We start from the raw sequence: 24,407 nt of genomic DNA, 5'->3' as shown, positions 1-24,407 counted from the left end.
TTCCTAAATCCTGAATCCTAAGTTCTGTCTCAAATCTTTAAGCGTTCAGTGTTAACGCAGTGAACTAAATAGTGTGTTAAATATCTCATTGGCGGTGGTCATAATCCTCGCCGATGCCTGATAAGACTGTTGAAAACGCATCAAATTTGCAGCTTCTTCATCAAGGTTAACTCCAGAAACACTTTGCACTCGGGTATAAGCTTGCTTGTAGATAGCTTCGGCTGAGCCCTTCGACATTTCAGCCGACTTAGTCTTACTCCCCACATCCACAGTTGTATTTTCAAATACATCGGTGAGCGTTGTTTTGCCGCCATTCATCAGTTTGGCTTCGTTTAACTTAGCCATGTTCACCATATTAGTGTTATCACCTTCGGCGAATGACAAATCGAAAGTAAACTTCTCGGCAGTCGCCGCAGTAGAATCTATCTTGAAGGTAAAACCATGGGCGCTGATATTAGGTGGTGTATACGGCGCGGCCGCACCAAGCGATGTACCATCTGCATCAAACACTTCAAAAGTAGGTGGTGTGGCTGCGGGATCGATTTCAAAAGTAAGCTCTGAACCCGTAACAGGGAAGTTAGCAGCTGTTCTATCGTCGATACTGACAAGGCTAACTTGACTATTACCGGTATTTGCAGAATCTGCAGTAATTTTAGAACCCGCGGCGGCAATGCCTTTAGGGTCAGTCATCTCAACCGATATCGATGCCGCGGCGCCAGATGTTGGACGAATTTCAAAGGTATCGCCTGATGCCAGTGCGCCCGCATCGATATTGATACTAAAGCCATCAGCCCCTTCAAGCTTAGTGCCGTTTAACGTCAGCGGCGTAATGTTGCCGCTCGCGGTATCCTTTAGTTCATAGGTCGATGGTGCAGTAAACTTTAGCTCATAACTGCTGCCGCTTAAGTTCCCCACATCATCAATATTGACGCTCAAATTAGCTGTACCAGTATTGCCTGACAAGGCACCAACGCGACCAATCTGCATTGAGGGATCGTTAATATCAGTAAAGATATTCGCGCCCACTTGACCATTGAGATCGAAACCTTGAGCCTGTGCTTGATTAAACGCATCGCTAACACCTAAGGCAAATTGCCCTAGCTCCATCTGCGATGGAATAAGAGTTTCATCTCGATAATTAACTAGAGCACCTAATTGACCGCCTAACTTACTCGCATCAACGATCATGCTCTTAGTACCCGATTGTGCTGTGATTTGTAGCTCATTTGGGTATGGGTCGCCTTGCTGAGTCCCCATTTGCATCGACATCTCACCGGAAACCAGCATGATAGAGCCGCCTAACATGATGCTTTTGGCACCAGACTCTAGCGGCACAACGTTGACAGAGGCATACTCACTTAGCTCTAAAATCAGCGCATCTTGCTTGTCCAGTAACTGCATATCTTGACCTTGAGACTTCATTAGCTCTCGGTTAATACTGCCCAGTTCATTACTGATCTCGTTAATTCGATCGGTAACAGCAGATATCTGGTCATTGGTCTGTGTCATTTGACCGTCAAGATGACTCTGCATCTGATTAACGCTATTAGCCAGTTGGTTAGCACTGGTCAACATCGAACCACGCAATCCCACATCTCCAGGAATATCGGCCAGAGCATTCATGCTAGCAAAGAAATCATTTAGCCCCTGCGGCACTGCTTTGCCTATTTGCGAAAACAGCTGGTCAAGCTCACTCATCTTAGTAAAAGTAGTTTGCGACTCACTGACAGCGGTAGAGCCAATACGCAGCTCACGTGCGGCATAATCGTTGTAGACACGCTTCACATCAGAAACATAGGTGCCAGCGCCATAAAAATCATTGCCCATGCGCTGAGAATCCAGCGCAGACTGAGACACCACCTGACGGTTATAGCCTGCGGTGTTAGCATTAGCGATATTATTACTGGTTATCGCCAGCTGTGACTGAGAGGCCAGTACGCCCGTACGGGCTATATTCATTAAGTCTAAAGACATAAGTACTGACTCCCTGTTGCAAGAGATTGAACAAATCTAGTCTTCATTGCTTAACCCCTTGTAAGACATCTTTAAAGTCTCGAGTAATGGTTTTCATGACCTGAATAACCTTATCGGCATATTTCGGGTCGGTTGCGTAACCTGCATCCTGCAAAGAGCGGATAAAGGCTTGAGGGTTAGCAGCCTGTTTCATTGCGTCTTGATAACGCTCTCCATTAGCAATGAATGAAACAAAATCATTAAAACTCTGGCCGATATCATCATAGACTCTAAAATTGGCACGCTGTTTAACTGCTATCCCTTGCTCATATTCCAATGTACTAACGGACGCTTTCTCACCTTGCCAGCGATTGTCGGCCTTAATATTAAACAGGTTGTTACTTTGCTGACCCTGATGGCCTTTAACCATCTTTTGGCCCCAGCCCGTTTCTAGCGCTGACTGAGCGATCAAGACTTCAGGTGTTGTGCCTAACGTCTGAGCCGCTTTTTGTGCGTGTGGGTACAAACGCGCCACAAACTCATCTTGGCTAGTAAAGTTAGCTTGAGACTTATCGGCATTAACTGCCGCCGACGGCAATACTTTGCCACTTAGTACTGAATCTAATGTTTGTGTCTTGGTACTATGAGAAAGTGCAGGTGTTACTTGAGCAACATGAGCGGCTTTTGCAGTATTAGGCTGAGCAACAAATGAAGAAGCTTGAGCAGATGTTGCGTCAGCACTTGAAACACGCGAAGTCGGCATCTGCAGCATATCGGGTCTATCCATGGTGAGTGCAGCAGCTTTAGAACCGCCGTTGATATCACCACGTAGCACAGAGGCAGGAGTCATAGGGCTGTTAGCCGGGTCAAGTTGCTGCACCATCAGATCGGCTAAGCCCAACATGCCTTCACCTGAGAGGTTAAGCGACATCTGTTGATCGTGCATCTGCTCATAAAACTTAGTGTATTGACTGTTCATTGGGCTGTCAGATTCAAACACGGCATTGGCATCACGCATACTTTGCATCAGCATCTGCACGAAGATCCCTTCGAATTGCTGAGCAACTTCTTTTAGCGCACTAGTTTCATCATTTTGAGCCTTGGATCTTAATGAGTCCAAGCCTCCAAGATCCAGAAATTGCGATGCGTTCGACAGCTTTTCCATGACACCTTTCCAATCAAACCGACAATATTTAGATAATTATCAGTTCACCATGCAAAGCCCCTGCCATCTTTAACGCTTCAAGAATAGCAAGTACATCTGAAGGTGCCGCCCCAACTAAGTTAACCGCACGAACTAGCTCATCTAGCGTAGTTCCCGGGTTAAACATAAACATGCGGCTATCTTCTTCGGCTACATCAATCGTACTGTCAGTCGTCACGACTGTCCGGCCATTAGCGAATGCGTTAGGCTGTGAAACCTGCGTTGCCTCGGCGATTGTCACCGTTAAGCCACCATGAGTCACCGCCGCTGGCAATAATTTGACGTTTTGACCAACGACTATGGTGCCGGTACGTGAGTTAACGATCACCTTGGCTGACTCTGTAGCAGGTTCAACCTCGATGTTTTCCAATGTCGCCAAAAATGATACTCGCTGGGATACATCTCTTGGGGCACTGACCTGTACCGATGTCGCGTCAAGGGGCCTTGCCATACCTGGGCCTAACAGATCATTAATCGCATCGGCTAAACGCTTGGCGGTAGAAAAATCGGCGCGTCGAAGGTTAAAGGTTAAGTGATCACCTGTTGAAAAAGGCGTTGCTACCGTACGTTCAATAATCGCCCCATTGGGAATACGTCCAACAGTAGGTGTATTTTGCACGACCTTAGAGCCATCCATCCCTTCAGCGCTAAAACCACTGACCACCAAACTGCCTTGAGCGATAGCATAAACATTACCGTCGACACCTTTTAGGAAGGTTTGCAATAGCATGCCACCTCGTAGGCTTTTCGCCTCACCAAGGCTTGAAACGGTCACATCTAAGGTTTGGCCCGGTTTAATAAACGGTGGCATATCAGCACTCACCGCCACAACAGCAATGTTCTTGATCTTAGGTCTGAAGTTATCCGGTAAATTAATACCAAAGTTTTTTAGCATGGTTTTAAAGGTTTGCTCGGTATAACGAGTCTTTTCACCTGTTCCCGGTAAGCCCACCACAAGACCGTAACCAATCAACTGGTTACTACGGACCCCTTGCACGTTAGCAATATCCTTAATGCGCTGCGACTGCACGGGGGCGCTCAAGGCTAAGATCGCACAAAGCAAAACCAATTTTAATTTAATCATACTGAATCCTTACCCTGCTCCGAGTCTCGATCTCGGCCTAAAATGGCCACCAGCTACCCATAAAGAACGAAGCTAACCAGCCCACTTTTTGCACTTCGGCAAACGTGCCTGTACCGCTGTACTGAATGCGTGCGTTTGCTACTCGCTGTGAATCGATAGTATTGTCGGGTCTAATATCTTGAGCACGCACAATCCCGGTGATACGAACGAACTCATCACCATTGTTGATGCTTATCCATTTCTCACCACGAATAACCAAGTTGCCATTATTGAGCACCTGCATCACGTTTGCCGAGATACTGCCCGATAGGCTGTTGCTTTGATCGGCGTCGGACTCACGCTTAGTGTTCATACTGTCTTTGTAGCGCAAGTCGATTGGGTTACCACCAATGGTGACATTGCCGCCGCCGGCATAGATGGGATCGAGAGAGAGGTCGGTCCCCTTCTTGATCTCATTATTGGCACTCTTTTTCGCCTGAGTCTGCTCCATCAACATCACTGTGATGATGTCACCCACCTTTAGGGCTTTAATGTCAGAATAGAGGCTAGATGCCTGACTATCTTGATACATAGAGCCTGTTGCAGCGATTTTAGTCGGCGGCGCTTCTGGGTATACAGGCGCGTAATAGGGATCGTCAGCAATTGGCTTGCCGTTGGTTGAATTACAACCCGATAAGGCCGCCATAAAGATAAGTGCCCACAAACGCTTCATAGTCAAAGCCTCTTAAAATATCTTAAAGATTCTGGTTAACGTAAGACAACATCTGGTCAACCGCAGAGATCACTTTCGAGTTCATCTCATAGATCCGTTGACTCTCAATCAGGTTAACCAACTCTTCGGTCACGTTGACGTTTGAGGTTTCAAGCGCACCTTGACGAATCGCCCCCATACCATCGAGCGATGCGGTGCCCTGAATTGGTGTACCACTTGCGCCAGTCTCTAGGTACAAGTTTTGCCCCATGGGATCTAACCCTGACGGATTAATAAAGTCAGAAATGGCAAGCTGACCCACGACTTGGTTTTCGGCGTTGCCGGGGGTCTTAACTGAGACCTCACCCTCGGCTGAAACAGTAATACTGGTTGCATCATCTGGGATGGTAATTGACGGCTGCACCACATAACCCGAACCCGGCGTTACGATTTGACCAGTGTCATCTAGGCTGAACTGACCATTACGGGTATAAGCAGCGGTACCATCAGGAAGTTGAACTTCAAAAAAGCCAGGACCCTCAACCATCAAATCCAATGAATTATCAGTAGTGAGCATGTTGCCCTGTGTAAACATCTCTTGGGTAGCGACCACTTTGGTACCCGCACCAATACTCAAACCGTTAGGCAATTTAGTATTCGATGCGCTGATACCACCAGCTTGACTGACATTTTGATAAAGCAGATCTTCAAATACCGCACGGCTCTTTTTAAAGCCCACTGTGCTGGCGTTAGCCACGTTATTAGAGATAACAGAGATATCTGTTTGCTGAGCGTCTAAACCAGTCTTACTTATCCATAAAGCGGGATGCATAGTTTATCTCCTAGCTTATGCGCATTAAGGCAGAAGAAGCGCGATCGTTCTCTTCTGCGGTTTTCATCATTTTTACTTGCATCTCAAACTGACGCTGCAGGTCAATCATAGATACCATCTCGTGAACGGCATTAACGTTACTGCCTTCAACAGCGCCACTTAGTAAACCTACGCTAGGATCGGCTGGAGCATTCTCACCAGACATCAGGCGGAACAAGCCATCTTCCCCACGCATTAAATTCTCATTTCCAGGGTTAACCAGTTTGATCCGTGCAACCTCTTCAATGACTTCCGCCGTTGCGCCCGATGGACGTACAGAAACGATGCCATCTTGAGAGATCTCGACTTTTTCAATAGGAAGTGGCAGCACAATTGGGCCGTTATCGCCCATCACTGCCGTACCTCTGTCATTACGCAATACGCCCGAGGTGTCAAAACGCAGGCTGCCTGAGCGGGTATAGGCTTCACCGCCATTTTCGGCTTGAACTGCAATCCAACCATCGCCTTTTACGGCAATATCTAAATCTCGGCCTGTGGTCTTGATTGGCCCGCTGGAAAAATTAGCTGACGGAGTTTCTGTCATCGAGAACACACGCGTAGGCAAGCCCTCGCCAAACGCCTGCATCGAGCGCGCCTGAGAAAGAGAGGCTTTAAAGCCATCGGTATTTGCGTTGGCTAAATTGTTGGCACTAACCGCCAACGAATTCATATTCTGTTTAGCGCCGCTCATCGCGACATAGAGCAATTTGTCCACTTAATACTCCGTCAAACTTCCGTCTAATGAAATAAACAGCAAACATCGTGCCAAGGTAGATAAAAGAAGGGACTAGGTACTAGGAAAAGCAGGTTCTAGGTAGAAGCTAAGACGGAAAGGCAGGAACGAACGTCCTGCGGCCTTACGGAAAATCAGTGAAGGACGCTACGCTGCTAGGACGTGACTACGTCACTGCGAGAGTGTCGCGTTGCTCCTTCTAGGTGCTAGGAAAGCATAAAGACCAAAGCAATAACATACATAAACCTATACATGCTTTGACTTTTCTTGTGCTTTTCCTCTAAGTGAGCCTGCGAGCGCCCTAGAAGCGAAGCGTTCTAGAAGGGCGCAGCCTGCTCTCGCAGCGAAGCGCCCTTCTTAGCTTTTAAAGATTAACGAATTTGCAGAACGGTCTGCTGCAGCGTGTTGTTCACTTCTAGGGTTCTTGAGTTGGCCTGGAAGTTGCGCTGAGCCGAGATCAAGTCGACTAATTCAGTGGTTAAATCTACGTTTGATTGCTCAAGGGCCGATGAGCGAATACTACCAAAAGTACCACTATTAGCCTCACCCGCTAACGCTGGGCCTGAGTCTAAACTTGCCTTCCAAGAGGTATTACCCGCTTGAGATAATCCCTGCTCATTTGCAAAGCTCACCAAGGCAACACGTGCTAGCGGTACGGTAGAGCCGTTACTGTAACTCGCATTGATCAGACCATCGGCGCCGACTTCAACGTTAGTTAAACGGCCAACGGTTGTACCGTCTTGAGTCAGCTCTGTGACCTCAAATGGTGAAGCGTACTGCGTTGGATTATTAAAGTTCAGGGTTAATGTCTGGCTACCATCGGCTCCAGGACCGAGTACGTTAGCACCGCCAACGCCTAAAGGAACGGTTGAAATAACCGCAGGGTTACTGCCAGTGTAGGCGCCGGTGTCATTGAAAGAAATTGCAGCGCCTTTCCAACCTGCCGCGTTTTCTGCATTGGCTTTACCATCAGCAGTGCCGTCACCATTAGAATCAATATCATACTCGCCTGATGCGGGGTCCAAATCGACTTGCTTACCATCTACGGCATAGAAAGCCACCCAGTTGCTCTCACCTGTATGCGCTGCATTTGGTGGACGAACAAAGTAGGACGTTAGAATATGTGGCTCACCAAGTGAATCATAAATGGTCACAGAGGTAGAGTTGTTGAATGTATCTGGATCATCAGGATCGAAAGCAGCCGGGTCAAGAGTTGACTCGCCAGCATTAAGGTTCATCTGAATACCGACGTTATCTGTCTTAACTGGACTACCTGCAGTATCAGGGATCTGTACTGGCTTAGTGGTGGTCAAACTCACCGATGTCGAGTTACCGTCTTTATCGACTGGGAAAGTCTGCAAAAAGTTACCCGCTGAATCGACAATATAGTTATTCGAGTCAAATTTAAACGCACCCGCTCGAGTGTAAGAGTGATCTTGTGAACCCACTTCAGATGAGGTCACAAAGAAGCCACCGCCATTGATCGCCATATCAAGCGAGTTATTAGTAAACTGCATACTGCCTTGATGGAACTGCTGCGCCACCTGACTCGTTGCCACACCACCACCGACAGTGGTTTTACTGTTGGCAAAAATTGAACTTGCATACACATCTGCAAATTCAGCACGGGATTCTTTAAAGCCAGTGGTGTTAACGTTTGCGATATTGTTTGCCGTTGTATTTAGATCTTTTTGCGCAGACGATATACCGCTCAATGCAATGTTAAATGACATGGTTCACCTCAATCCTTTATAAAATTCGATTTAGAGACGCTTGGTACTTATCGAGTACAAGCTCGCCCCTGAAAATATCTGTCTAGTAATTAGGTCTCTGATACCGCTAACACATCACTAATCTTAATGCCGCCAACGCCACGTAGATTCAAGATGGCACCCGTTGCCGCCGTGCCTAATGAAACGCTAGTAACATGGGCATAAGTCGATACGGGTAGCTCTTCGCTTGTTCCATCGACCTTGCCGCTAGCCTTAAAGGTATAATTACCTTCTGCGACAGGCTCGCCATTCTTATCTAAACCATCCCAGCTAACATCGATATTGCCGCCGGCGCTTCCATCCACGTTATAAGTCGTGATCAACTGACCTTTTTCGTCTTCGATGCGGACAGTAATAGACTCGATTGGCGAAGGCGTACTGATAATGCCCTTCATACTCGGATCTTCGGTCGAGATATGAGCCGTGTCTGACGGAATAAGTACCTTTTGCCCAACTAATCCCGATGCCTGTAGAGCTTGACTCGAGCTGGTTAACGCATTCAGGTTAATAATCTCTTCATTAAGCTTACTGATCCCGTCGACTGTTGAGAAAGACGCCATCTGCTGGATCATCTGATCATTTTCAACTGGCTTAAAGGGATCTTGCATCGACAACTGTTGGCTCAATAGCGAGAAGAAGTCCTCTTGGGTCAACTCCTGACTATTGGGTTCAGGAATGGGGTTTTCTTCAGGCAAACGAAGACCGTCAAGAAACGGGTTCCCCGTTGATGTCTGCTCAGTGTTCGTAGCCGATGCAGCCGAGCTCTGAGTCGCTGCCTGTGCAGTTTGCGGCGAAATGGCATTAGCCTGTTGTGGCTGGCCTGGCGCCTGCTGCGTTGCGGTGAGCGGATTAATAAGGCTCAAAATTTACCTCCAGCTTTCACTGAGTTTATTTGCCTATTCTAAGTGTCTGCTGAAGCATAGATTTTGCAGCTTCAGTGACTTGTACGTTCATTTGGTAAGAGCGAGAGGCTGAAATCATGTTGGCCATCTCCTCCATCACATTCACATTTGGCTTATAGATAAAGCCATCGGTATCCGCCATTGGGTGATCAGGTGAAAACTCTTTATTTAAAGGTAAGTCACTCTCTACAATCCCTTTTACGGCCACTGATTGCGCGGCGCCCTGTTGCTGTTGAGCCTTGCTCATCTCAGCTTCAAAAATAGGATGACGAGCACGATAAGTTTCTCCGACACTGCTCGACACAGAGTCAGCATTGGCAATATTACTGGCTGTAGTATTAAGCCTGACTGACTGGGCCGACATACCAGAACCCGCAACATTAAAAATATTAAATAAGCTCATGATTAACTGCCTCTAAGTGCTTTTTTCATACCGGAGAACTTACTGTCTAGAAAACCGAGCGACATCTGATATTCGAGCGCATTTTGCATAAAAGCAGACTGTTCTTGCTGAATATCGACAGTGTTACCATCGCCTGTATCGGGCTGGTTTGGCACTCTATAACCAAGATGCTGCTGAGTTAGCGCTGCCAGATCAAAATGTTTGCTGTCACTTTTGGTCATAGCTAGGCCTGATTGCTGCGACTGAGCTGCACTCATTGCTTTTGAAAAATCGACATCGCGTGCTTTATAGCCCGGAGTATCGGCGTTAGCGATATTTGAAGATAGGACCTCTGCACGTTGGGAACGAACCCCCAAAGTGTATTGATGAACCCCTAATGCTTTATCAAAACTAATCGCCATAAAATTGCCTCCTCAGCTATACGGCTAAATCAAAGCAATAGTTATGCCAAATCACTAGGGTAGCGAGAAGTTTTGCGCTCAGATAAGTTTAGAAAGAAAAATTAGCTATAAAAAAACGCGCCATAATAGGCGCGTTTCTATATTCACTGAAGTTAAAGCCAGTATTAAACTCGCTTTTGATAATAGATCCCTGGATTACAACGGATCATATCAAATTCATCTGAAAGGCCTGCTATAGACTCGGATGCCCCAAGAAACAGTATGCCGTTAGGGTTCAATGCGGCAGCAAATTGCCGCAGTATCTTCCGCTTTGCCTCTGGTGAAAAATAGATCAATACATTACGGCAAAAAATGATATCGAATTTACCCAGTAAGGTATAATTCTCAAGCAGGTTATGCGCTCGAAAATTGACTAAACGCTTAACGTTATCTTTAATCACCATGTTACCCGAGGGTAAAAGATCAAAAAACTGACGCTTGCGTTCATCCGAGAGGCCTCGACCTAGAGCAAGGTTATCATACTCGCCACTTTTACAACGTTCGAGCATTGATGGCGACAAGTCCGTAGCCAAAATGTTGGCATTACCAGGCAGGCCTCCAGGCTTACGTTGTTGATGCTCTATAATCGTCATGGCGAGAGAGTATGGTTCTTGGCCAGATGAACAAGCCGCTGACCATATCTTCACCGGACGCCCTAAACGACCAAAAGATGGCAAAATACTGTTCGACAGCAACTCGAACGGGTAACGATCACGAAACCATAAGGTTTCATTGGTGGTCATGGCATCGATAACCTCTGTACGTAATTGGCGTTCAGTAGGTTTCATCGATTGTTTTACAACTTCAGATAAGGATGGCAAGTTGTACTTGCCCATTAGAGGCGCTAATCGGCTTCGCACCAAATACTGCTTATTTTCTCCCAGCACAATACCACTGTGCTGTTCTAAGAATAATCTAAATTGCTTGTACTCATTCTCAGCAAGAGATTTATTCGTCACTCTAATTTCCTAATATCAATAAAACAAACCATACAGGCCCAACAGCTGCCAAAAAGCGAACGCAGCGTTATACCTTAGCATCAACGCAAACACAAGCAAGAGATGTTTGCGTTCCGACTTAATACAACGACTTAAAGGCTTAAGTGTTTATTTACCGCTGCCGCTAATTCATCCGGATTGAATTTCGCGATAAAATCATTGGCACCGACTTTTTGTACCATTGCCTGGTTAAACACCCCACTTAACGAAGTGTGCAACACCACTTTAATATTCTTAAGTTTAGGGTCATCGCGGATCTCTGCCGTTAAGGTATAACCATCCATCTCTGGCATCTCAATGTCTGAAATAATCAAAGGGATCTCAGTTGACAGATCTTCAAGACCGCTAGACATGGCTCTAAGTTTTTCTAGCGCCTCTTTACCATCTTTAGCGGTATCGATTTGCAGATCTAATGATGTCAGTGCACGAATAATCTGTTTACGAGCAACCGAAGAGTCATCTATTACCATAATATGATAATGCTGATCTCTATCGATGGTTAACGCATCATTGAGTTCTTGACTGGTGTTAGTATTAACCGGAGAGATCTCATCGAGAATTTTTTCTACATCTAAAATCTCAACTAACTCGCCTTCAATCTCAGTCACCGCAGTGAGGTAAGAGAACTTTCCGGCTCCCTGAGGCGGCGGCATAATCGCTTCCCAATTCATGTTGATGATACGTTCAACCGAACTCACCAAGAAGCCTTGTACGCTGCGATTATACTCAGAGATAATGATAAAGCAGTTACTGATGTCTTCAATCGGACGGCCACCCGTTGCAGCACTTAAGTCAATCACTGAAATGGTCATACCGCGCACATGAGCAACCCCACGCACTTTTGAGTTCAACTTTGGCAGGCTAGTTAAAGGAGGACATTGTAAAACCTCCTTCACTTTAAACACGTTAATTCCGAATCGTTGACGTCCATTTAATTTAAATAACAACAACTCTAGCCGATTTTGACCTACCAACTGAGTCCGTTTGTTTACTGATTCAAGAATATTCGACATATAATGTTGCCCTGTGCCTACTTACTAATAGGCTTATATCTGATTTAATTTAAGAAGTTCGTACAAATAAATACTAAATGTTAGTCTCTATCACTCTATTCCATACTATTTTAGGCATACAACTTGCTTAGCTATAACGAATCTGAGTTTAGCAACACAATTTCAGTCAAACTAATGACGCTCACCGATGTAAAAGGATAGAGATGATTGCGGTCCAAAAAACTACAAAATATAAGCGCATTCTAGCGAATCAAGCTACTGCATTCATTATGAAAATCTTTTTGGGCTCACTTTTCATCACACTTCTGATGCCAACTCTAGCACTTGCTGCAGAATCTGCCACTATTCCCTCTATATCGACCATTTCTCGATTAGCTATAGCGGCAGTCGAACAAAAAGTTGAAGCACCGACAAAAGCTCGGATCAATATCACGCCACAGAGCTTAGATACCCGCGTCAACCTGCCCAACTGCTATCTACCTATTAAGGCCGAAATAGCCAGTGACCGGGCGATTCGTCGCAATAACACCGTAAAAATCAGTTGTAACAGCCCCGACTTAAGCTATCCATGGCAAATTTTCCTTTCGGTGCGAGTCGACATCCTCTACCCCATCGTCGTTGCCAAGGCCACCATGGGCCCTGGTGACCTGCTCTCCGGCGATGATATCGAGATAGAGTATATAGAGCAGACGAGTATTCGTGGTCAGCAATTTGAGGAGTTATCGCAAGTTGTAGGCGCAAGACTTAAAAGACGCGTCGCTCCAGGGCAACCCATCTTTGCCAACCAGCTTTGCATCGTCTGCAAAGGCGACAACGTATCGATATTTGCTCGCTCAGAAAACTTTGAGATTAAGACTGTGGGAGAAGCGCTTCAAGATGGCAATGTTGGCGATAAAATTCGGATTAAAAATAGCCATTCCCATAAAAAACTGGATGCGCGTGTTACTGGCGTTGGCCAAGTCGAAGTAAGAATGTAAGAATGTAAGAATATAAGAACGTAAAAAGTCCTAAAGTAGTGAGCTATGCTGCCGATAGCATGTGTAAGAAACTCTCTTTATTAACTGTTGGATCTCAAAATGGCTATTGATATTAAACAAATAAACTCTCACGCCAATACGCGTGTAACAACGGGGAATGGTGCAAAAACAGCATCAGCCCAAACAGCACCAGCAACGGCTACGCCAGTGCCACAGAAAAGTGACTCGGTATCGATTACCGCACAGGCTCAACAAATTCAAAATGTACAGACAAAGATGGCCGACATGCCTGAAATCGATCAGAAAAAAGTTGATGAAATCAAGGCGGCCATTGCCGAAGGTCGTTACAAAATCGATCCTGAAAAGCTTGCAACAAACATCGCTAGCTTTGAAAATGAACTAAAAGACTTAAATTAAGCCTTATCTACCCGCTTTCGTTTACTGAGTAACGGTATTAAGGCTCATCAATTGTGAAACGTAACGAACACGATAGAGTAGAAATAGACAGGGCATTATGACAAATTTACCTCAACTACTTAGCGCTCAACACCAGGTGCTAAGTGAACTAAAAGACTTGGTTAACCAAGAAAAGCAAGCCTTGCATGCACAGCAGGCCGATGCTCTATTGTCGTTAGCGAGCACTAAAGCGAACCTACTGGCGAGCCTTAAACATAATGATGAGATAATTGCACAGCAGCCAGATCTTGCCTTGTTAAACTCGGATCCTGAGCTATCGCAGCAAGTTGCTAACACCAAACAACTATTAGCCGAGTGTCAGCAACTCAACGCAGAAAATGAGTCGTTAATCGAATTAAGTTTAGCCAGCTTGAATCGATTCTCTCAGGCGTTGCAAGTCAGTCGTAACGCCTCTAGCCTTACCTATGACGGTAAAGGCAAAACCTCAAGTATCTCCACTCTTGGTAATAATTTAAAAGCTTAAAAGAAGGACGCTGCGCTGCTAGGACGTGACTGCGTCACTTCGAGGGCGTCGCGTTGCGACTTCTAGGAGCTAGAAAAGCATAAAGACCAAAGCAATAACATACATAAACCTATGCATTCTTTTGACTTTTCTTGTGTTTTTCCTCGAAGTGAGCCTGCGAACGCTCTAGCCCCTAGAAGCGAAGCGCTCTAGCAGGACGAAGTCCGCCCTTCTTAGCCTTAAAAATAGGTGATCTCTTTTACTCTTTGCGAGCGGTGCTGCTGCTGATACAGCGCCCAGACTTGCTCGAAATCTAGTTCTAGCTCAGTTACATAGTGCTCGCCAGCAGGATAACTCTTTACCACCTTCGCCCCGCGGATCACACCTGAAACCGACGCTTGAATTTCATCGCCCGATAACATCCAATCTCGAACCTGACTAGTCGCACTCAGTTGCTGACCATAAACCTGTTCGGCTAGCTCACGATAGGCGGCAATCTTTGATGCCTGCATCGCCATTAACACCTGTTGTGACTGTTCTGTTGCAGGCTGGGTATTGAGGGGAGCGTAGCCGATGGCGGTCAACTTAGGAAAAGAGCTCGGCGCTTCGGTTTCATACTGCACATATCTGTCTTGTGCTGAACAAGCAGACAATACCAATGCTGCACATAAGATAACGGCTTTCATCTATTTATCTCCTACAATCTTGACTGTGCGTTGACCAGTATTGGCCCCCCGATAGAGTAAGCCATTCTCTGATACGACTTTCTCTGATGGGCGAATATACTCTGACATTACACTCGCATTGACAAAGCCCTGAGCCGCCGATACCACACGGTTATTGGTGACATTGACGATACGGCTATTAATCGCAACGCCTTGGGTCGAAAAGCTCATGGTGGAAACCACCACATTCTCAACAGGTATGTCTGAGGGTAATTGCTGCCAGTCTCGGGTCAAAATAAACTCCCCATCAGGCGTCACCTTAAGCGCATCACTGACATTAATATCAACTAGGTTAAATTGATGATCATGCAAGCTTGCAATTAAGCCTTGCTGAAACTGAAGCCCCAACGCATTGGTGGTCTTCAGATCTGATAACAACACAGGGGTTGCAACCAACAGAGGCTGGTCTGAACGCAAACTATCATTTTGACGCACTAATTCATTCGTCATCTGCTGTGACAGATGATTAACCGCCTCTGTATGGGGCAAACCATGGCCGTTCATCATCTGCGACTCAGTCTGATTATTGGCATCGGTACTCTCGCAACCTAAAGCAAACAAAAAAGGCAATAAAGTAATTAGCTTATACATTTCTTAAATTCCGATTGGACGAATATGGTCATACAGCTTCAAGGCCACATTCCGTGTTGTTACCACGAATTTAGTGCTATTAATTCTTATCGGCAAATAAGCGAGAAACTTTATTGCTTTTCATCGCAAGAAAGCTCCAGCCAACACAAGGAGAGGCACGTTAATTGCTTAACACTAAGCTAAGCATTTGAGTTCGTCAGATATTCGACGGACAAAATCCTAGGTTATTAATTTCTAAAAACTGGAAAGGTGAGATGAAACCAGCGCAATATTTTACAACCGCACTCATGTGCTTAGTGTCATCTGTACTGGCTTTACCGGTGCAGGCGAAATGGATTACCGCTAGCGGCCAAGCCAAGATCACAGATAACGATGTCACCCAAGCCAGAGAGAATGCCATTCATCAGGCTGTTAGCTATGCGACCTTGCAATCTGGTGCCCGTTTCAGCAGCCAGCAGACAGTAAAAAATGGCCAGCTAGTGAATAACTCCTTCACCATGGAGCAGCAGGCACAGAGCCAAAATATTGAACTGGTTAGTGAACGTATCGAAAATGGTCAGATCACGGTAAATGTGCGTATCGATATCATTGAACCGCTTAACGACACCTGTCAGGGAAGCCAGCTTAAAGCGGCAATTTTAGTCCCTCAGGCATTGATCAAAGATAGGACTCAACTTAGGTACGGCAATATTGGCTTATTTGAACAAAATCTATCTGAGCGACTCGCCCGCGTACTAGAACAAAACTCCAATAGCAGCTTTGCTCAAACTCATGCAAATGAACGTTTAGATGTCGATCAAGCCCTAATTGATATCCGTGGCTACCGCTTACCCAGTTGGCTTAGCGAGATCACCGACAGTCAGTATATTCTATTGCCAGAAATCATCGACATCTCCACAGAGCCTTTCACCAGTACTTTAGGTCTTTGGGACAACGATCCCATGCGTAGCTTTCAAATCCGCGTGTCTCTATTCCACGGCATAAGCGGAGAGAAGATTTGGAGCCAGCAGTATAGCCAAGCCGCCGAGTGGGAGTTTAAGCGTCAGCAAACGGTCAACTCCAATAGCGAGACCTTTTGGAGCTCTGAGTACGGTCAAGCCATCGATCTTGTGTTAGCCGAAGTCGCTCACGATATCGACAACACCCTAAACTGTCGTCCTTTGCTCGGACAAGTCGTTTCGAAACAAGTTGATAGGATCATTATTAATCTAGGCAGACGCCACGGCATTCGGGTTGGAGACACTCTGCAGCTCGTGTTACAGCAAAATATCCCCGATAGGCTCGACAATATGCGCGCCGTCGCAGGCAAAAGCAAAGCCACTATCACCATTGACCAAGTGACTGAGGAGAGCGCTACTGCAGTATTAGATGGCATCGCCGCATCGCTCAATATCCAGATAAATGATCTGGCGATAAAGCTATAATGGAACGATAAACCAGCTCTTGAGTGGCCTCGCCTGCTGAACGACTCACTACAAAACTGGCGAATGGCTAAGAATAGTTGCCATTCGTCGGTAAAACGCCCTAATTACGCACATTTAATAAACAACTAAATTTAAAGACTTTTCATCCCCCCTTTTCATCGAGATGAAAACCAGTATAATCACTGACGTCTCCCTATAGCTCAACAGGATAGAGCAGTCGCCTCCTAAGCGATCGATCGGGGTTCGAGTCCCTGTGGGGAGACCATATACACTTCTTTGTATATGCAATTCAATAAGTTACGACTTCAACAGTTATTCTGTGCCGCACCAGTGCCGCTACAGAACATTGAGCTTCATTTCAACAGTCACCTTCATTTACGAATTCTAACATTTTACACATAGCCACACTAAAAAAACCAATGGATACTTAACTCACAATTTACAAGTCAGCAACGTGAGCATGAGATTAAGCAGCATTATTAACTTCCCACTTCTTCAGTTTATTCCTGAGCAGATTCTTATCTGCAATGAAACATTATATGCCTTTGCCTACCCAACTATCTTCGAGGAGCATCCTTTAGACAAGCTAGCAGAGTTAGAGCCTGATAAATTCAAATTCATCGATAATCACCTTACAGGACTCAGAGAGTACCTAATACAACTATTAACTCTACATGTCTACTATGAGCATCAGGTAACAAATGGGGAAAAAGCCATAAACGGCTTTCTAAAAAACATCGAAAATTCAAGTCGACTTAACGCCTTTGATGAAGTAAATGACTCAAGATATTACGGTAGCTTAGTACTCGGTTCGCTTCTCGGGGGCATATTCCAAATGAGCTTTACCGTAGGTAATGATTCAGGCACTCCCCAGATTTATAAAGAAATTTTATCTAAATCCGATCAGGACGACTCTGAGAACCGCATACTAGAAATGTTCAATCGAGTATTTCGTAACTATACATTCGACAATGATGATACACATAGAGAAAGTTTGTACGCCTTCTTTAGCGGCATGCAAAGGTGCTATCAAAAAGAGCTACATTCCGAAGCCTTACATTTTAGAACAAGCCTAATCACTGAGGTTATGAAGCATTATGTTTCAAAGACTAAACTTGATAGAGACCAAATGGTAGAAGCTGTCGTTTATGAAGAACAACTAAAGTCACGTAGTAAAAAAGGAAATGATAAGCGTCATGAATTAAATAGAAAGTTGAAAGAAAAAGCTATTGAACTGTATAACGCAAAAAACTACAGAAACCCATCTCAGGCCTCTAAACAACTTCTGCATAAAATTAAAGATATTGCCGAAAAATATGAGCTTAGAGTCGACGATGAGCATAACTTCCGAACTAAAATCTACAACTGGTTTCTAGCAGAAAGAAAACGTAGAGAAGGCTCTCAGGCTATATCTAACTAATCCATTTAAAAATCAAACTCCAAAATTCTCCCTTAGTGGGACCTAGTTACTTAGAGAAGACAATATAGGTAACTAGGTATCACTATGAGCAATAAAAAGTCACATTTTATTAGAGAGTATCAAAGGCAATCCAAATCACCTTGGAGTGATCACTGCACTGTACTGCTATATGCAGAACACCTAAAAATAGACGAAAGGGAAATCGAGCTCTCATTCGGTCGATATATCTATCAACACAGAGATTCTGCAGGAAGGATTTTAGGCATGAGTATCAGTAAATCAATACGTGAAGAACATCCAGAGCTAGATAGTCAGTATCTGGAAGATTTGGACATGTACATGGTGTTACTGCTACTCAAAGAGGAAATACAAAGCTTCTGCGGTTTGTTTGAAGATGAGTTTGAGGCGCTTTTTGGATTACCGCCTGAAATTTACTTCGACATCGCTGAACAACATTGGGCACAAAAATTGGAGGACAGTTTATAGCGATTATTAGCGAGCCAATGGCTCGCTTTCTTAGCACCTTTTTAGCTACATCCATATTTTTGGAACACAGTTAGAGCTCGTACGAGTCTGACACCAGTTGCATTTTGTATCAGTGCCGATAGGGCTCTGACACAAAAAGACGGTTAGTACCAGTGGTGCTAATTGAGCCAGAAGAACAAAAAATATTGATTAACTCTACTGCTACCAACGCCTTATATGGAGCAGATTCTTTTTACACTTATCGAGAATAGATTATGACTTATGATGTTAACACTATTGCAGTAATGCAACCTTTACCTCAAACAGAAGGACAATTTGTCGTTACTCACCACCTAATTGAGCTTCCTTTACTTGAGAACGTATTAACCTTCCCTAGTGGATTAAGCGTTAAGCAAGCCAAAGATAATGCTGAGAAACTCAAAATGGAGCAGTCCATCAGCTATGAAGAAGCATTGCGATACATTTGCTGGGGTAATGGTGTTCATAACGTGCAAAGCTTTAATGAAGCACTACCTAAGCTTGTAAAGTCAACTTTTGGAATCGAGCATACTGAATTTGGTCTTTACTCACGTAACGGTGTTTACAAGGGCTATTGGTGGGTAAACGGCAGTGGTATTAACCATATGGAAGTCTCTGTTCCAAATGCACGAAACATAGGAGAAGCGCTAACTCAACTTTTAATAGAGAAGCTAACCTATGCTAAAAAGAACCAATCAAAACAAGTGGCTTTTTTAGAAGTCGTCAAAGATTGTCTGACTTATTTAGGACGTGGTTATACCCTCGCCCCACATCTAAAGAGACTTGACGAAGTTAAAGACATTTATGAAATCGATCTTGATATTAGAAAGCTCATATTTGGCTGCAAAGGTAATGCTGACAGGCTTCTGAGCTACGCCTTAGCAAGTTGCTATAACACGCGAGATACCACAGCGCTAATGATGTCACAAAGCCTTGCTGATAAGAGTGAATCCCTTGAAATCACAAAGATTGACCTTGCTAATGAGGATGAACGAGAGCAAATTGCTCGCGGTTTCCGCTACCCTCAGTTTGGCGACATGTGCATGCAACTCGATGATGCGCAAAAAGACATTCTAAAGAGGCTACTCGAAAACTATCAAGGCTGGTAAGCATTAGCCTCAGTAATAACTAAGGAAAATATCTAAAAAAATCATATACCTTGTGAGTTGGCCGATAAGCTAACTGAGCCAACTCACGTAATTTAATTTTATTGAGCTTCATAGTAAGTAACCACTAACGTGTGTAACAGATGGTGTAACACTTAGTGTAACAGTTCTAGAGATAGAGCAGTATGGCAAACTAGACGAGTTAATTAGTCTAAGAATTCGTCATTCTTAATATTCATTACTTCGGCATTATTCATTTTATTTCTGCTAATTCTTTTCACAAACAACATAAAAAACAACCTTTCACTATTGATAGCAAACTAAAAAAAGGTCAAAGTGGACAACATGTTAGAGTGCTAACAAGCTTATGGGCTGACCTAACCTAGATGGGAAGTATTTGCAACCTACTTAACGGTTGGCGTAAACGATAGTACTAGGTTCGAACAAGGAATTAATATGGAAATTAACGTTCAAAGAATAGATGGTAACTGGAACTTAGGGTACTCGCTTGATAAGCACGTTCTATCAAGTACTTACCTTGGCGACAATCAATGGGGGCACGCAACGTTTGATACAACAAGATCTGAAGTTGGCGAAGCACTTTATCAGTTAAAATACCGTTCAGATTTCAATCAGATACCTCTTATAGCCAATCAGTTAAGTGACTCTCTTGCAAAGCTGTTTTCAAGCGCTAGCTTAGTTATACCTATGCCCCCATCGAAACAACGAGCGAGACAGCCCGTAATAGAAATTGCTCAAATAGTTGCAAAGAACATGGGTATTCCATGCTATGAAAATCTATTAATAAAAACTAAAGACACGCCTCAAATGAAGGACATAGAGAGTCGTAAGGACAAGGTAGAGACTCTAGTGCAGGCATTGGCTATTAATGATTTGCTAGGTAATGCTCAATATGATGTTTTAATTATTGACGATCTCTATGATTCAGGAGCTTCGTTGGAGGCCGCCACTAATATCCTAAGAGAGTACAAGAAAGTTAGAAATATATTTGTCGCAACTGCAACCAGGAAACACAATGCATAAAGTATTTATATCGGGCTCAATGGGAATTAAAAACATCAACCAAGATGTTTTACGCCGTATCGACAATATTATCAATTCTGAATATAAGGTTTTAGTTGGAGATGCCGATGGTGTCGACACATCTATTCAGAGCTATCTATTTGAGAATGGTGCACAGTCTGTTGAGGTCTACTGTGCAGGGCAACAACCCCGAAATAATGTTGGAAAATGGAAGACAAATAATGTACAGACGAAGTATGCATCAGGAACTAGAGCATACTTCACAGCTAAAGATCTAGTAATGGCTGAAGACTGCGATTATGGCTTAATGATCTGGGATACAAAGAGTACAGGCACTCTCAGTAATACAATTGAACTATTGAAGAGGGGAAAAAATTCTCTCGTTTTCATAAACAAAGAAAAATTATTTGTAAAAGTGAAAACAGTAACAGACTTGGAAACTATAGTGTCATATATGAGTGAGTCTGCTTTGTCCAAGGCTGATAAAAAAGTTGGATTGCTATCTTCAATTGAAATGTTTAAAAATGAACAAGACAGTTTGTTCTAAGAAGCTTTCGGACTTAAATCAGGCGTTGAGCCTACAATCTAGGTGAGTACTTTGCAGAAGCTATATCGTGAGTGTAGGCGCAGTATCGCTTACGTAACAGTATCAACTTCTAATGGAGATGAGTCTATTGGTACCGCATTTCACATTGGCCAAGGCTACTTTGTTACAGCAAAACATGTTATTCAGAATAACAAGATTATTGAAGTAGGAATAACTCAACCACAGCTAAGAACACAAGACGCTCACGCACTTCCATTGTCAGAGATTGAACGTCCTTTAAGTCTAAAAGTGATCTCAGAACCTATCTTTGCAGAGGTTGAAGCTGATGATGTTGCTATCTTTCAAGTCGAACTGCAAGAAAGACTACCATCAATTAAGCTTAATTCTACTCATGACATTTATCAATCTGAGGATTTAGCGCTTTTATCAAAGGTATTATGTATTGGTTACCCACCAATTCCATTAACCGTTCACCCTTTCCAAGTCGCCGTCGACGCTACAGTAAGTGCACTCATTAACATTAGAGGAAGTGAATATCTCAGCTACATAGTATCTGCAACAGCTAGAGGTGGATTTAGTGGAGGCCCAATCATTAATGACGACGGTAAAGCAATTGGACTGGTGACCGAAAGTTTAGTACGTGACAGCAACGCTGTCGAAACAGGTTTTATGGCATGCCTAAGTATCACAGCAGCTGCTGATTTGGCTTTAAAATGTGGGTGGGATCCAGATGAAACTGAATATCAGCGTGATATCGAATCACTTGTGACCGTTAAGCTCGCACTACCAAGTACAACAGAGCTAAACCCTCATGAGCACGATTTTCAAATATATGTTTATGACGATGGTAGAGATGTTTTTATAGAAATTTCATGTTTCAGCAAAAAGGAACGAGAGCAAGCTGTGAATGCCTTTGTTGCTGTATGCCCGTTAAATATACACAAAATTGAAGACTGTACATTACTCGCCACACCTGTAGACAATCCCTCCCCAAAACTATTGAAACAAGCCAGCTATGCCGCGCGGGATGCACTTCTAGATTTAGGATACTCTTTAGTGAAAGAAAGATATACGAGTGGATGGTTCTAGAAGAAGCCTCCCTACCGTTGACAGGTAAGATATTTTTGCTAGCTAACCTTAGCTCTTAATGTTGTCTAGTTTTTCCTCAAGAATAATATCTCTAAGAGAAGTAACTCTGACCAACTTAACGATAATAGTTATTATCGTTAAGTTGGCAAGCCATTGGTAAACCGTATGTTTTACTGCTTAAACTGGCTCAAATTCACGGTAACTAGAAGTTGCAACCACTTCATCATAGGTATTAAATCAGCGCTATCGGGTGAGCCAAAAAACTTTAGGCGATTACAACTCTGATAATGGTCAAGTATAAGCATAGTGATTATCATGAAGTCAGACGACAAGACAAGCTAATGAGTCTAGAGTAGTGACACGTTTTTTGTTATTGGCCTGGAATGCAGAGTTATGAAGAAGTCAGAGTATGAAATAATTAGCAATCAACTTTCACATATAAAATCGACTACTGAGGGTGCTATCAGAGCGCTAGAACTGAACTTAAAGTACATCAATACGATAGAGGCTCAGCTAAAAACCAGTATTAATGAGAAAGCAGTTATAGCGACATTAACTCAAGCCTCTTTGTGCCCTCCAGATCCGAAAAAGCAGCCAAATGACTTAATAAAAATCAAAGAGGTCATCCAAATGACGAGCTTAAGTCGATCTACTATTTATACAAAAATGAATCAACAGGACTTCCCTAAATCAATTTCACTAAGCAGTCGTTCTGTAGTTTGGGTACGGAAAGAGCTCGAAGATTGGATTCAAAATAAAATGGCGGAAAGACTCAATGATTAAATCACTATAGCCTTCCTGACGCTCACAGAGAATATCCAAGCTATAGTATTGCACTACCAATTTCATTCTCGTTTAGAAGCAAATCATACTTTAAACTACCAGAGTATACTAAACACCCAAGCAACGCTCCGCCAGCTAGGTACAGCATTGAATTTGATCCTCGATAGGTCGCGAAAAGGCTTCCCAGTACGCCACCAAGTAAAGCCCACCTTAACTGTGGGCTTACTGGAGTCCCATGAATCAGATAGTTTGCTATATGTTGGCAGTTACGGCTTGTTAGACAGTATTCAGTTGAACCAGCAAAGATAGTTTCAATCCTTGCTGATAAAGTCTCGACGTCAAGATCTTCAACATTTTGAACCTTAATAGCTTTTCCCTTACAAAATTCCTTGATAAGAACCACTTTAACCCCTGTTTCAGGGCTTGAGTGTATGACACGATCTCCTCCCAAATACACACCAACATGCTCGACAATACCTTTACTTCTAAATAGTAAAGATCCCGGTTTTAAGTTATTATTCATTAATACAAATACCCTATACACATACGTTTAAAGTATATACGTTAAACGTATTCGAATTCACAATCAAGGCTTTTATGGATAATCTGACTACTTATTCCGCAGTTCTAGGCTCAATCATTGCTAGTAGGCGTAAAGCTTTAATAAAAGAACAAGCCGAAATAGCAGCCCAGCTTGGGATTTCTCAAGCTTCATATAGCCGACTTGAGAGTGGAAAGTCTTCAATGAGCACTGACCAAATATTCCTTACTTGCAATGCATTGCAGATTAGTCCTAGCGAACTTTTTATGCATGTTGAAAAATCAATAGATTCTTTAAAATCTAATGGTTACCGAGTAATTGCGCAGACAAGGGGAAGTCTAGAGTCGGATACTGGGAAGATAGTTGTAGGCGCGGCTCTTGGTGCTCTTTTGGTCGGAATTCTATCAAAGCGATAATTCATAACTCAAATACATCGTCCTATTGGCGGGTGAGCTATGGGCTACTTCCTGATAATTACTGTTACCGTTAAGTTGACTTTAACTAGCATACAACTACTACTGCCACCACAGCTTAAGCATCAAAAGTTGTCATTACTAGGGGAAATTGACGGGATAAATACCAGTCAAAATTGTCGTAGTAGTACAGTCTACCCCCACCACTAATAATTTGCATCACACATCGATATTCAATGCTTGCGATCTCTTGAGTCGGA

The 24,407-nt window shown here is 43.8% G+C and carries 27 protein-coding genes and 1 tRNA gene; 13 read left to right on the top strand and 15 right to left on the bottom strand.

Translation table 11 applies throughout. The annotated features are described in order from the left end of the window. Positions 1-51 precede the first annotated feature (51 nt). The 12 genes from flgK to JMA39_RS00085 all read right to left on the bottom strand — a co-directional run bounded on the left by flgK (position 52) and on the right by JMA39_RS00085 (position 12,064). On the bottom strand, positions 52-1,974 hold the full coding sequence (gene flgK, locus JMA39_RS00140) for a flagellar hook-associated protein FlgK (protein WP_202719829.1): 1,923 nt from the start codon (positions 1,972-1,974) through the stop codon (positions 52-54). A 43-nt stretch (positions 1,975-2,017) separates the two neighbouring features. Further along, positions 2,018-3,118, bottom strand: a complete 1,101-nt coding sequence (flgJ, locus tag JMA39_RS00135) for a flagellar assembly peptidoglycan hydrolase FlgJ (protein WP_202719828.1) — start codon at positions 3,116-3,118, stop codon at positions 2,018-2,020. Positions 3,119-3,146: 28 nt separating this feature from the next. Continuing rightward, positions 3,147-4,238 carry a flagellar basal body P-ring protein FlgI gene (locus JMA39_RS00130; protein ID WP_202720338.1) on the bottom strand — a complete coding sequence of 364 codons (1,092 nt, stop codon included), beginning with the start codon at positions 4,236-4,238 and terminating at the stop codon, positions 3,147-3,149. A gap of 40 nt (positions 4,239-4,278) precedes the next feature. Next, positions 4,279-4,953 (bottom strand): flagellar basal body L-ring protein FlgH, encoded by a 675-nt coding sequence (gene flgH, locus JMA39_RS00125; RefSeq protein WP_202719827.1) that lies wholly within the window; start codon positions 4,951-4,953, stop codon positions 4,279-4,281. Between the two features lie 22 nt (positions 4,954-4,975). Next, positions 4,976-5,764 (bottom strand): flagellar basal-body rod protein FlgG, encoded by a 789-nt coding sequence (gene flgG, locus JMA39_RS00120; protein WP_202719826.1) that lies wholly within the window; start codon positions 5,762-5,764, stop codon positions 4,976-4,978. Between the two features lie 10 nt (positions 5,765-5,774). Beyond that, entirely contained in the window at positions 5,775-6,518 is a 744-nt protein-coding gene (gene flgF, locus JMA39_RS00115; RefSeq protein WP_202719825.1) for a flagellar basal-body rod protein FlgF, read from the bottom strand. Positions 6,519-6,907: 389 nt separating this feature from the next. Next, the gene (gene flgE / locus JMA39_RS00110; RefSeq protein WP_202719824.1) at positions 6,908-8,269 is read right to left on the bottom strand and encodes a flagellar hook protein FlgE; all 1,362 of its coding nucleotides are present in this window, start codon (positions 8,267-8,269) and stop codon (positions 6,908-6,910) included. Positions 8,270-8,358: 89 nt separating this feature from the next. Further along, positions 8,359-9,171, bottom strand: coding sequence for a flagellar hook assembly protein FlgD (gene flgD, locus JMA39_RS00105; RefSeq protein WP_202719823.1), 813 nt, complete (start codon positions 9,169-9,171; stop codon positions 8,359-8,361). Positions 9,172-9,196: 25 nt separating this feature from the next. Further along, positions 9,197-9,613 carry a flagellar basal body rod protein FlgC gene (flgC, locus tag JMA39_RS00100; protein ID WP_202719822.1) on the bottom strand — a complete coding sequence of 139 codons (417 nt, stop codon included), beginning with the start codon at positions 9,611-9,613 and terminating at the stop codon, positions 9,197-9,199. A gap of 2 nt (positions 9,614-9,615) precedes the next feature. After that, positions 9,616-10,014: a flagellar basal body rod protein FlgB gene (gene flgB / locus JMA39_RS00095; protein ID WP_202719821.1), complete on the bottom strand. Its 399-nt coding sequence runs from the start codon at positions 10,012-10,014 to the stop codon at positions 9,616-9,618. A 164-nt stretch (positions 10,015-10,178) separates the two neighbouring features. Then, entirely contained in the window at positions 10,179-11,018 is an 840-nt protein-coding gene (locus tag JMA39_RS00090) for a CheR family methyltransferase (protein WP_202720337.1), read from the bottom strand. Between the two features lie 125 nt (positions 11,019-11,143). Then, positions 11,144-12,064 (bottom strand): chemotaxis protein CheV, encoded by a 921-nt coding sequence (locus JMA39_RS00085; protein WP_202719820.1) that lies wholly within the window; start codon positions 12,062-12,064, stop codon positions 11,144-11,146. A 269-nt stretch (positions 12,065-12,333) separates the two neighbouring features. Between JMA39_RS00085 and flgA the strand changes: the two genes are divergently transcribed. From flgA to JMA39_RS00070, 3 genes are all read left to right on the top strand, one after another. After that, positions 12,334-13,041: a flagellar basal body P-ring formation chaperone FlgA gene (flgA, locus tag JMA39_RS00080; protein WP_237732512.1), complete on the top strand. Its 708-nt coding sequence runs from the start codon at positions 12,334-12,336 to the stop codon at positions 13,039-13,041. 99 nt (positions 13,042-13,140) lie between these two features. Continuing rightward, positions 13,141-13,458 carry a flagellar biosynthesis anti-sigma factor FlgM gene (gene flgM / locus JMA39_RS00075; RefSeq protein ID WP_202719818.1) on the top strand — a complete coding sequence of 106 codons (318 nt, stop codon included), beginning with the start codon at positions 13,141-13,143 and terminating at the stop codon, positions 13,456-13,458. Between the two features lie 97 nt (positions 13,459-13,555). Continuing rightward, positions 13,556-13,981: a flagella synthesis protein FlgN gene (locus JMA39_RS00070; protein ID WP_202719817.1), complete on the top strand. Its 426-nt coding sequence runs from the start codon at positions 13,556-13,558 to the stop codon at positions 13,979-13,981. 218 nt (positions 13,982-14,199) lie between these two features. Here the strand turns inward: JMA39_RS00070 and JMA39_RS00065 are convergent, their stop codons facing one another. Together JMA39_RS00065 and JMA39_RS00060 are read right to left on the bottom strand one after the other, a co-directional pair. Next, complete coding sequence (locus JMA39_RS00065; RefSeq protein WP_202719816.1) at positions 14,200-14,646, bottom strand: LPP20 family lipoprotein; 447 nt, start codon at positions 14,644-14,646, stop codon at positions 14,200-14,202. After that, positions 14,647-15,276 (bottom strand): FlgO family outer membrane protein, encoded by a 630-nt coding sequence (locus JMA39_RS00060; protein ID WP_202719815.1) that lies wholly within the window; start codon positions 15,274-15,276, stop codon positions 14,647-14,649. 254 nt (positions 15,277-15,530) lie between these two features. On the opposite strand from JMA39_RS00060, the gene JMA39_RS00055 reads away from it, so the two are divergent. The 9 genes from JMA39_RS00055 to JMA39_RS21365 all read left to right on the top strand — a co-directional run bounded on the left by JMA39_RS00055 (position 15,531) and on the right by JMA39_RS21365 (position 23,193). After that, positions 15,531-16,700 carry a flagellar assembly protein FlgT gene (locus JMA39_RS00055; RefSeq protein ID WP_202719814.1) on the top strand — a complete coding sequence of 390 codons (1,170 nt, stop codon included), beginning with the start codon at positions 15,531-15,533 and terminating at the stop codon, positions 16,698-16,700. Between the two features lie 189 nt (positions 16,701-16,889). After that, a tRNA-Arg gene (locus tag JMA39_RS00050) sits at positions 16,890-16,965 on the top strand. A 195-nt stretch (positions 16,966-17,160) separates the two neighbouring features. Beyond that, entirely contained in the window at positions 17,161-18,120 is a 960-nt protein-coding gene (locus tag JMA39_RS00045) for a hypothetical protein (protein WP_202719813.1), read from the top strand. 84 nt (positions 18,121-18,204) lie between these two features. Further along, positions 18,205-18,606 carry a hypothetical protein gene (locus JMA39_RS00040; protein ID WP_202719812.1) on the top strand — a complete coding sequence of 134 codons (402 nt, stop codon included), beginning with the start codon at positions 18,205-18,207 and terminating at the stop codon, positions 18,604-18,606. Positions 18,607-18,860: 254 nt separating this feature from the next. Beyond that, positions 18,861-19,733 carry a hypothetical protein gene (locus tag JMA39_RS00035; RefSeq protein WP_202719811.1) on the top strand — a complete coding sequence of 291 codons (873 nt, stop codon included), beginning with the start codon at positions 18,861-18,863 and terminating at the stop codon, positions 19,731-19,733. A 453-nt stretch (positions 19,734-20,186) separates the two neighbouring features. Continuing rightward, entirely contained in the window at positions 20,187-20,774 is a 588-nt protein-coding gene (locus JMA39_RS00030; RefSeq protein WP_202719810.1) for a ComF family protein, read from the top strand. Then, positions 20,767-21,321: a hypothetical protein gene (locus JMA39_RS00025; RefSeq protein ID WP_202719809.1), complete on the top strand. Its 555-nt coding sequence runs from the start codon at positions 20,767-20,769 to the stop codon at positions 21,319-21,321. Before JMA39_RS00030 ends, JMA39_RS00025 begins: the two co-directional genes overlap by 8 nt. A gap of 51 nt (positions 21,322-21,372) precedes the next feature. Then, positions 21,373-22,410 carry a S1 family peptidase gene (locus JMA39_RS00020; protein ID WP_202719808.1) on the top strand — a complete coding sequence of 346 codons (1,038 nt, stop codon included), beginning with the start codon at positions 21,373-21,375 and terminating at the stop codon, positions 22,408-22,410. Positions 22,411-22,803: 393 nt separating this feature from the next. Then, a complete protein-coding gene (locus JMA39_RS21365) occupies positions 22,804-23,193 on the top strand; it encodes a helix-turn-helix transcriptional regulator (RefSeq protein ID WP_041416153.1) in 390 nt (129 codons plus the stop codon). A gap of 40 nt (positions 23,194-23,233) precedes the next feature. Here the strand turns inward: JMA39_RS21365 and JMA39_RS00010 are convergent, their stop codons facing one another. Beyond that, positions 23,234-23,716 (bottom strand): lecithin retinol acyltransferase family protein, encoded by a 483-nt coding sequence (locus JMA39_RS00010; protein ID WP_202719807.1) that lies wholly within the window; start codon positions 23,714-23,716, stop codon positions 23,234-23,236. A gap of 74 nt (positions 23,717-23,790) precedes the next feature. Between JMA39_RS00010 and JMA39_RS00005 the strand changes: the two genes are divergently transcribed. Next, positions 23,791-24,150 carry a helix-turn-helix domain-containing protein gene (locus JMA39_RS00005; RefSeq protein ID WP_041416154.1) on the top strand — a complete coding sequence of 120 codons (360 nt, stop codon included), beginning with the start codon at positions 23,791-23,793 and terminating at the stop codon, positions 24,148-24,150. The last annotated feature ends 257 nt before the right edge of the window (positions 24,151-24,407 follow it).

The sequence above is a fragment of the Shewanella schlegeliana genome (assembly GCF_016765635.1).
GTDB classification, from domain to species: Bacteria; Pseudomonadota; Gammaproteobacteria; order Enterobacterales; family Shewanellaceae; genus Shewanella; species Shewanella schlegeliana.
This window is presented reverse-complemented; position numbering and strand designations above follow the sequence as displayed.

Excerpts from the sequence above, each read along its gene's own strand:
- JMA39_RS00005 (WP_041416154.1), top strand. The coding sequence starts at position 23,791 with ATGGATAATCTGACTACTTATTCCGCAGTTCTAGGCTCAATCATTGCT.
- JMA39_RS00060 (WP_202719815.1), bottom strand. The coding sequence starts at position 15,276 with ATGTATAAGCTAATTACTTTATTGCCTTTTTTGTTTGCTTTAGGTTGC.
- JMA39_RS00065 (WP_202719816.1), bottom strand. The coding sequence starts at position 14,646 with ATGAAAGCCGTTATCTTATGTGCAGCATTGGTATTGTCTGCTTGTTCA.
- JMA39_RS00025 (WP_202719809.1), top strand. The coding sequence starts at position 20,767 with ATGCATAAAGTATTTATATCGGGCTCAATGGGAATTAAAAACATCAAC.
- flgE (WP_202719824.1), bottom strand. The coding sequence starts at position 8,269 with ATGTCATTTAACATTGCATTGAGCGGTATATCGTCTGCGCAAAAAGAT.
- JMA39_RS00010 (WP_202719807.1), bottom strand. The coding sequence starts at position 23,716 with ATGAATAATAACTTAAAACCGGGATCTTTACTATTTAGAAGTAAAGGT.
- JMA39_RS00070 (WP_202719817.1), top strand. The coding sequence starts at position 13,556 with ATGACAAATTTACCTCAACTACTTAGCGCTCAACACCAGGTGCTAAGT.
- flgH (WP_202719827.1), bottom strand. The coding sequence starts at position 4,953 with ATGAAGCGTTTGTGGGCACTTATCTTTATGGCGGCCTTATCGGGTTGT.
- flgC (WP_202719822.1), bottom strand. The coding sequence starts at position 9,613 with ATGAGCTTATTTAATATTTTTAATGTTGCGGGTTCTGGTATGTCGGCC.
- JMA39_RS00035 (WP_202719811.1), top strand. The coding sequence starts at position 18,861 with ATGACTTATGATGTTAACACTATTGCAGTAATGCAACCTTTACCTCAA.
- flgB (WP_202719821.1), bottom strand. The coding sequence starts at position 10,014 with ATGGCGATTAGTTTTGATAAAGCATTAGGGGTTCATCAATACACTTTG.
- flgK (WP_202719829.1), bottom strand. The coding sequence starts at position 1,974 with ATGTCTTTAGACTTAATGAATATAGCCCGTACGGGCGTACTGGCCTCT.
- JMA39_RS00040 (WP_202719812.1), top strand. The coding sequence starts at position 18,205 with ATGAGCAATAAAAAGTCACATTTTATTAGAGAGTATCAAAGGCAATCC.
- flgG (WP_202719826.1), bottom strand. The coding sequence starts at position 5,764 with ATGCATCCCGCTTTATGGATAAGTAAGACTGGTTTAGACGCTCAGCAA.
- JMA39_RS00030 (WP_202719810.1), top strand. The coding sequence starts at position 20,187 with ATGGAAATTAACGTTCAAAGAATAGATGGTAACTGGAACTTAGGGTAC.
- JMA39_RS21365 (WP_041416153.1), top strand. The coding sequence starts at position 22,804 with ATGAAGAAGTCAGAGTATGAAATAATTAGCAATCAACTTTCACATATA.
- flgJ (WP_202719828.1), bottom strand. The coding sequence starts at position 3,118 with ATGGAAAAGCTGTCGAACGCATCGCAATTTCTGGATCTTGGAGGCTTG.
- JMA39_RS00045 (WP_202719813.1), top strand. The coding sequence starts at position 17,161 with ATGAGATTAAGCAGCATTATTAACTTCCCACTTCTTCAGTTTATTCCT.
- flgM (WP_202719818.1), top strand. The coding sequence starts at position 13,141 with ATGGCTATTGATATTAAACAAATAAACTCTCACGCCAATACGCGTGTA.
- JMA39_RS00055 (WP_202719814.1), top strand. The coding sequence starts at position 15,531 with ATGAAACCAGCGCAATATTTTACAACCGCACTCATGTGCTTAGTGTCA.
- JMA39_RS00085 (WP_202719820.1), bottom strand. The coding sequence starts at position 12,064 with ATGTCGAATATTCTTGAATCAGTAAACAAACGGACTCAGTTGGTAGGT.
- flgA (WP_237732512.1), top strand. The coding sequence starts at position 12,334 with ATGAAAATCTTTTTGGGCTCACTTTTCATCACACTTCTGATGCCAACT.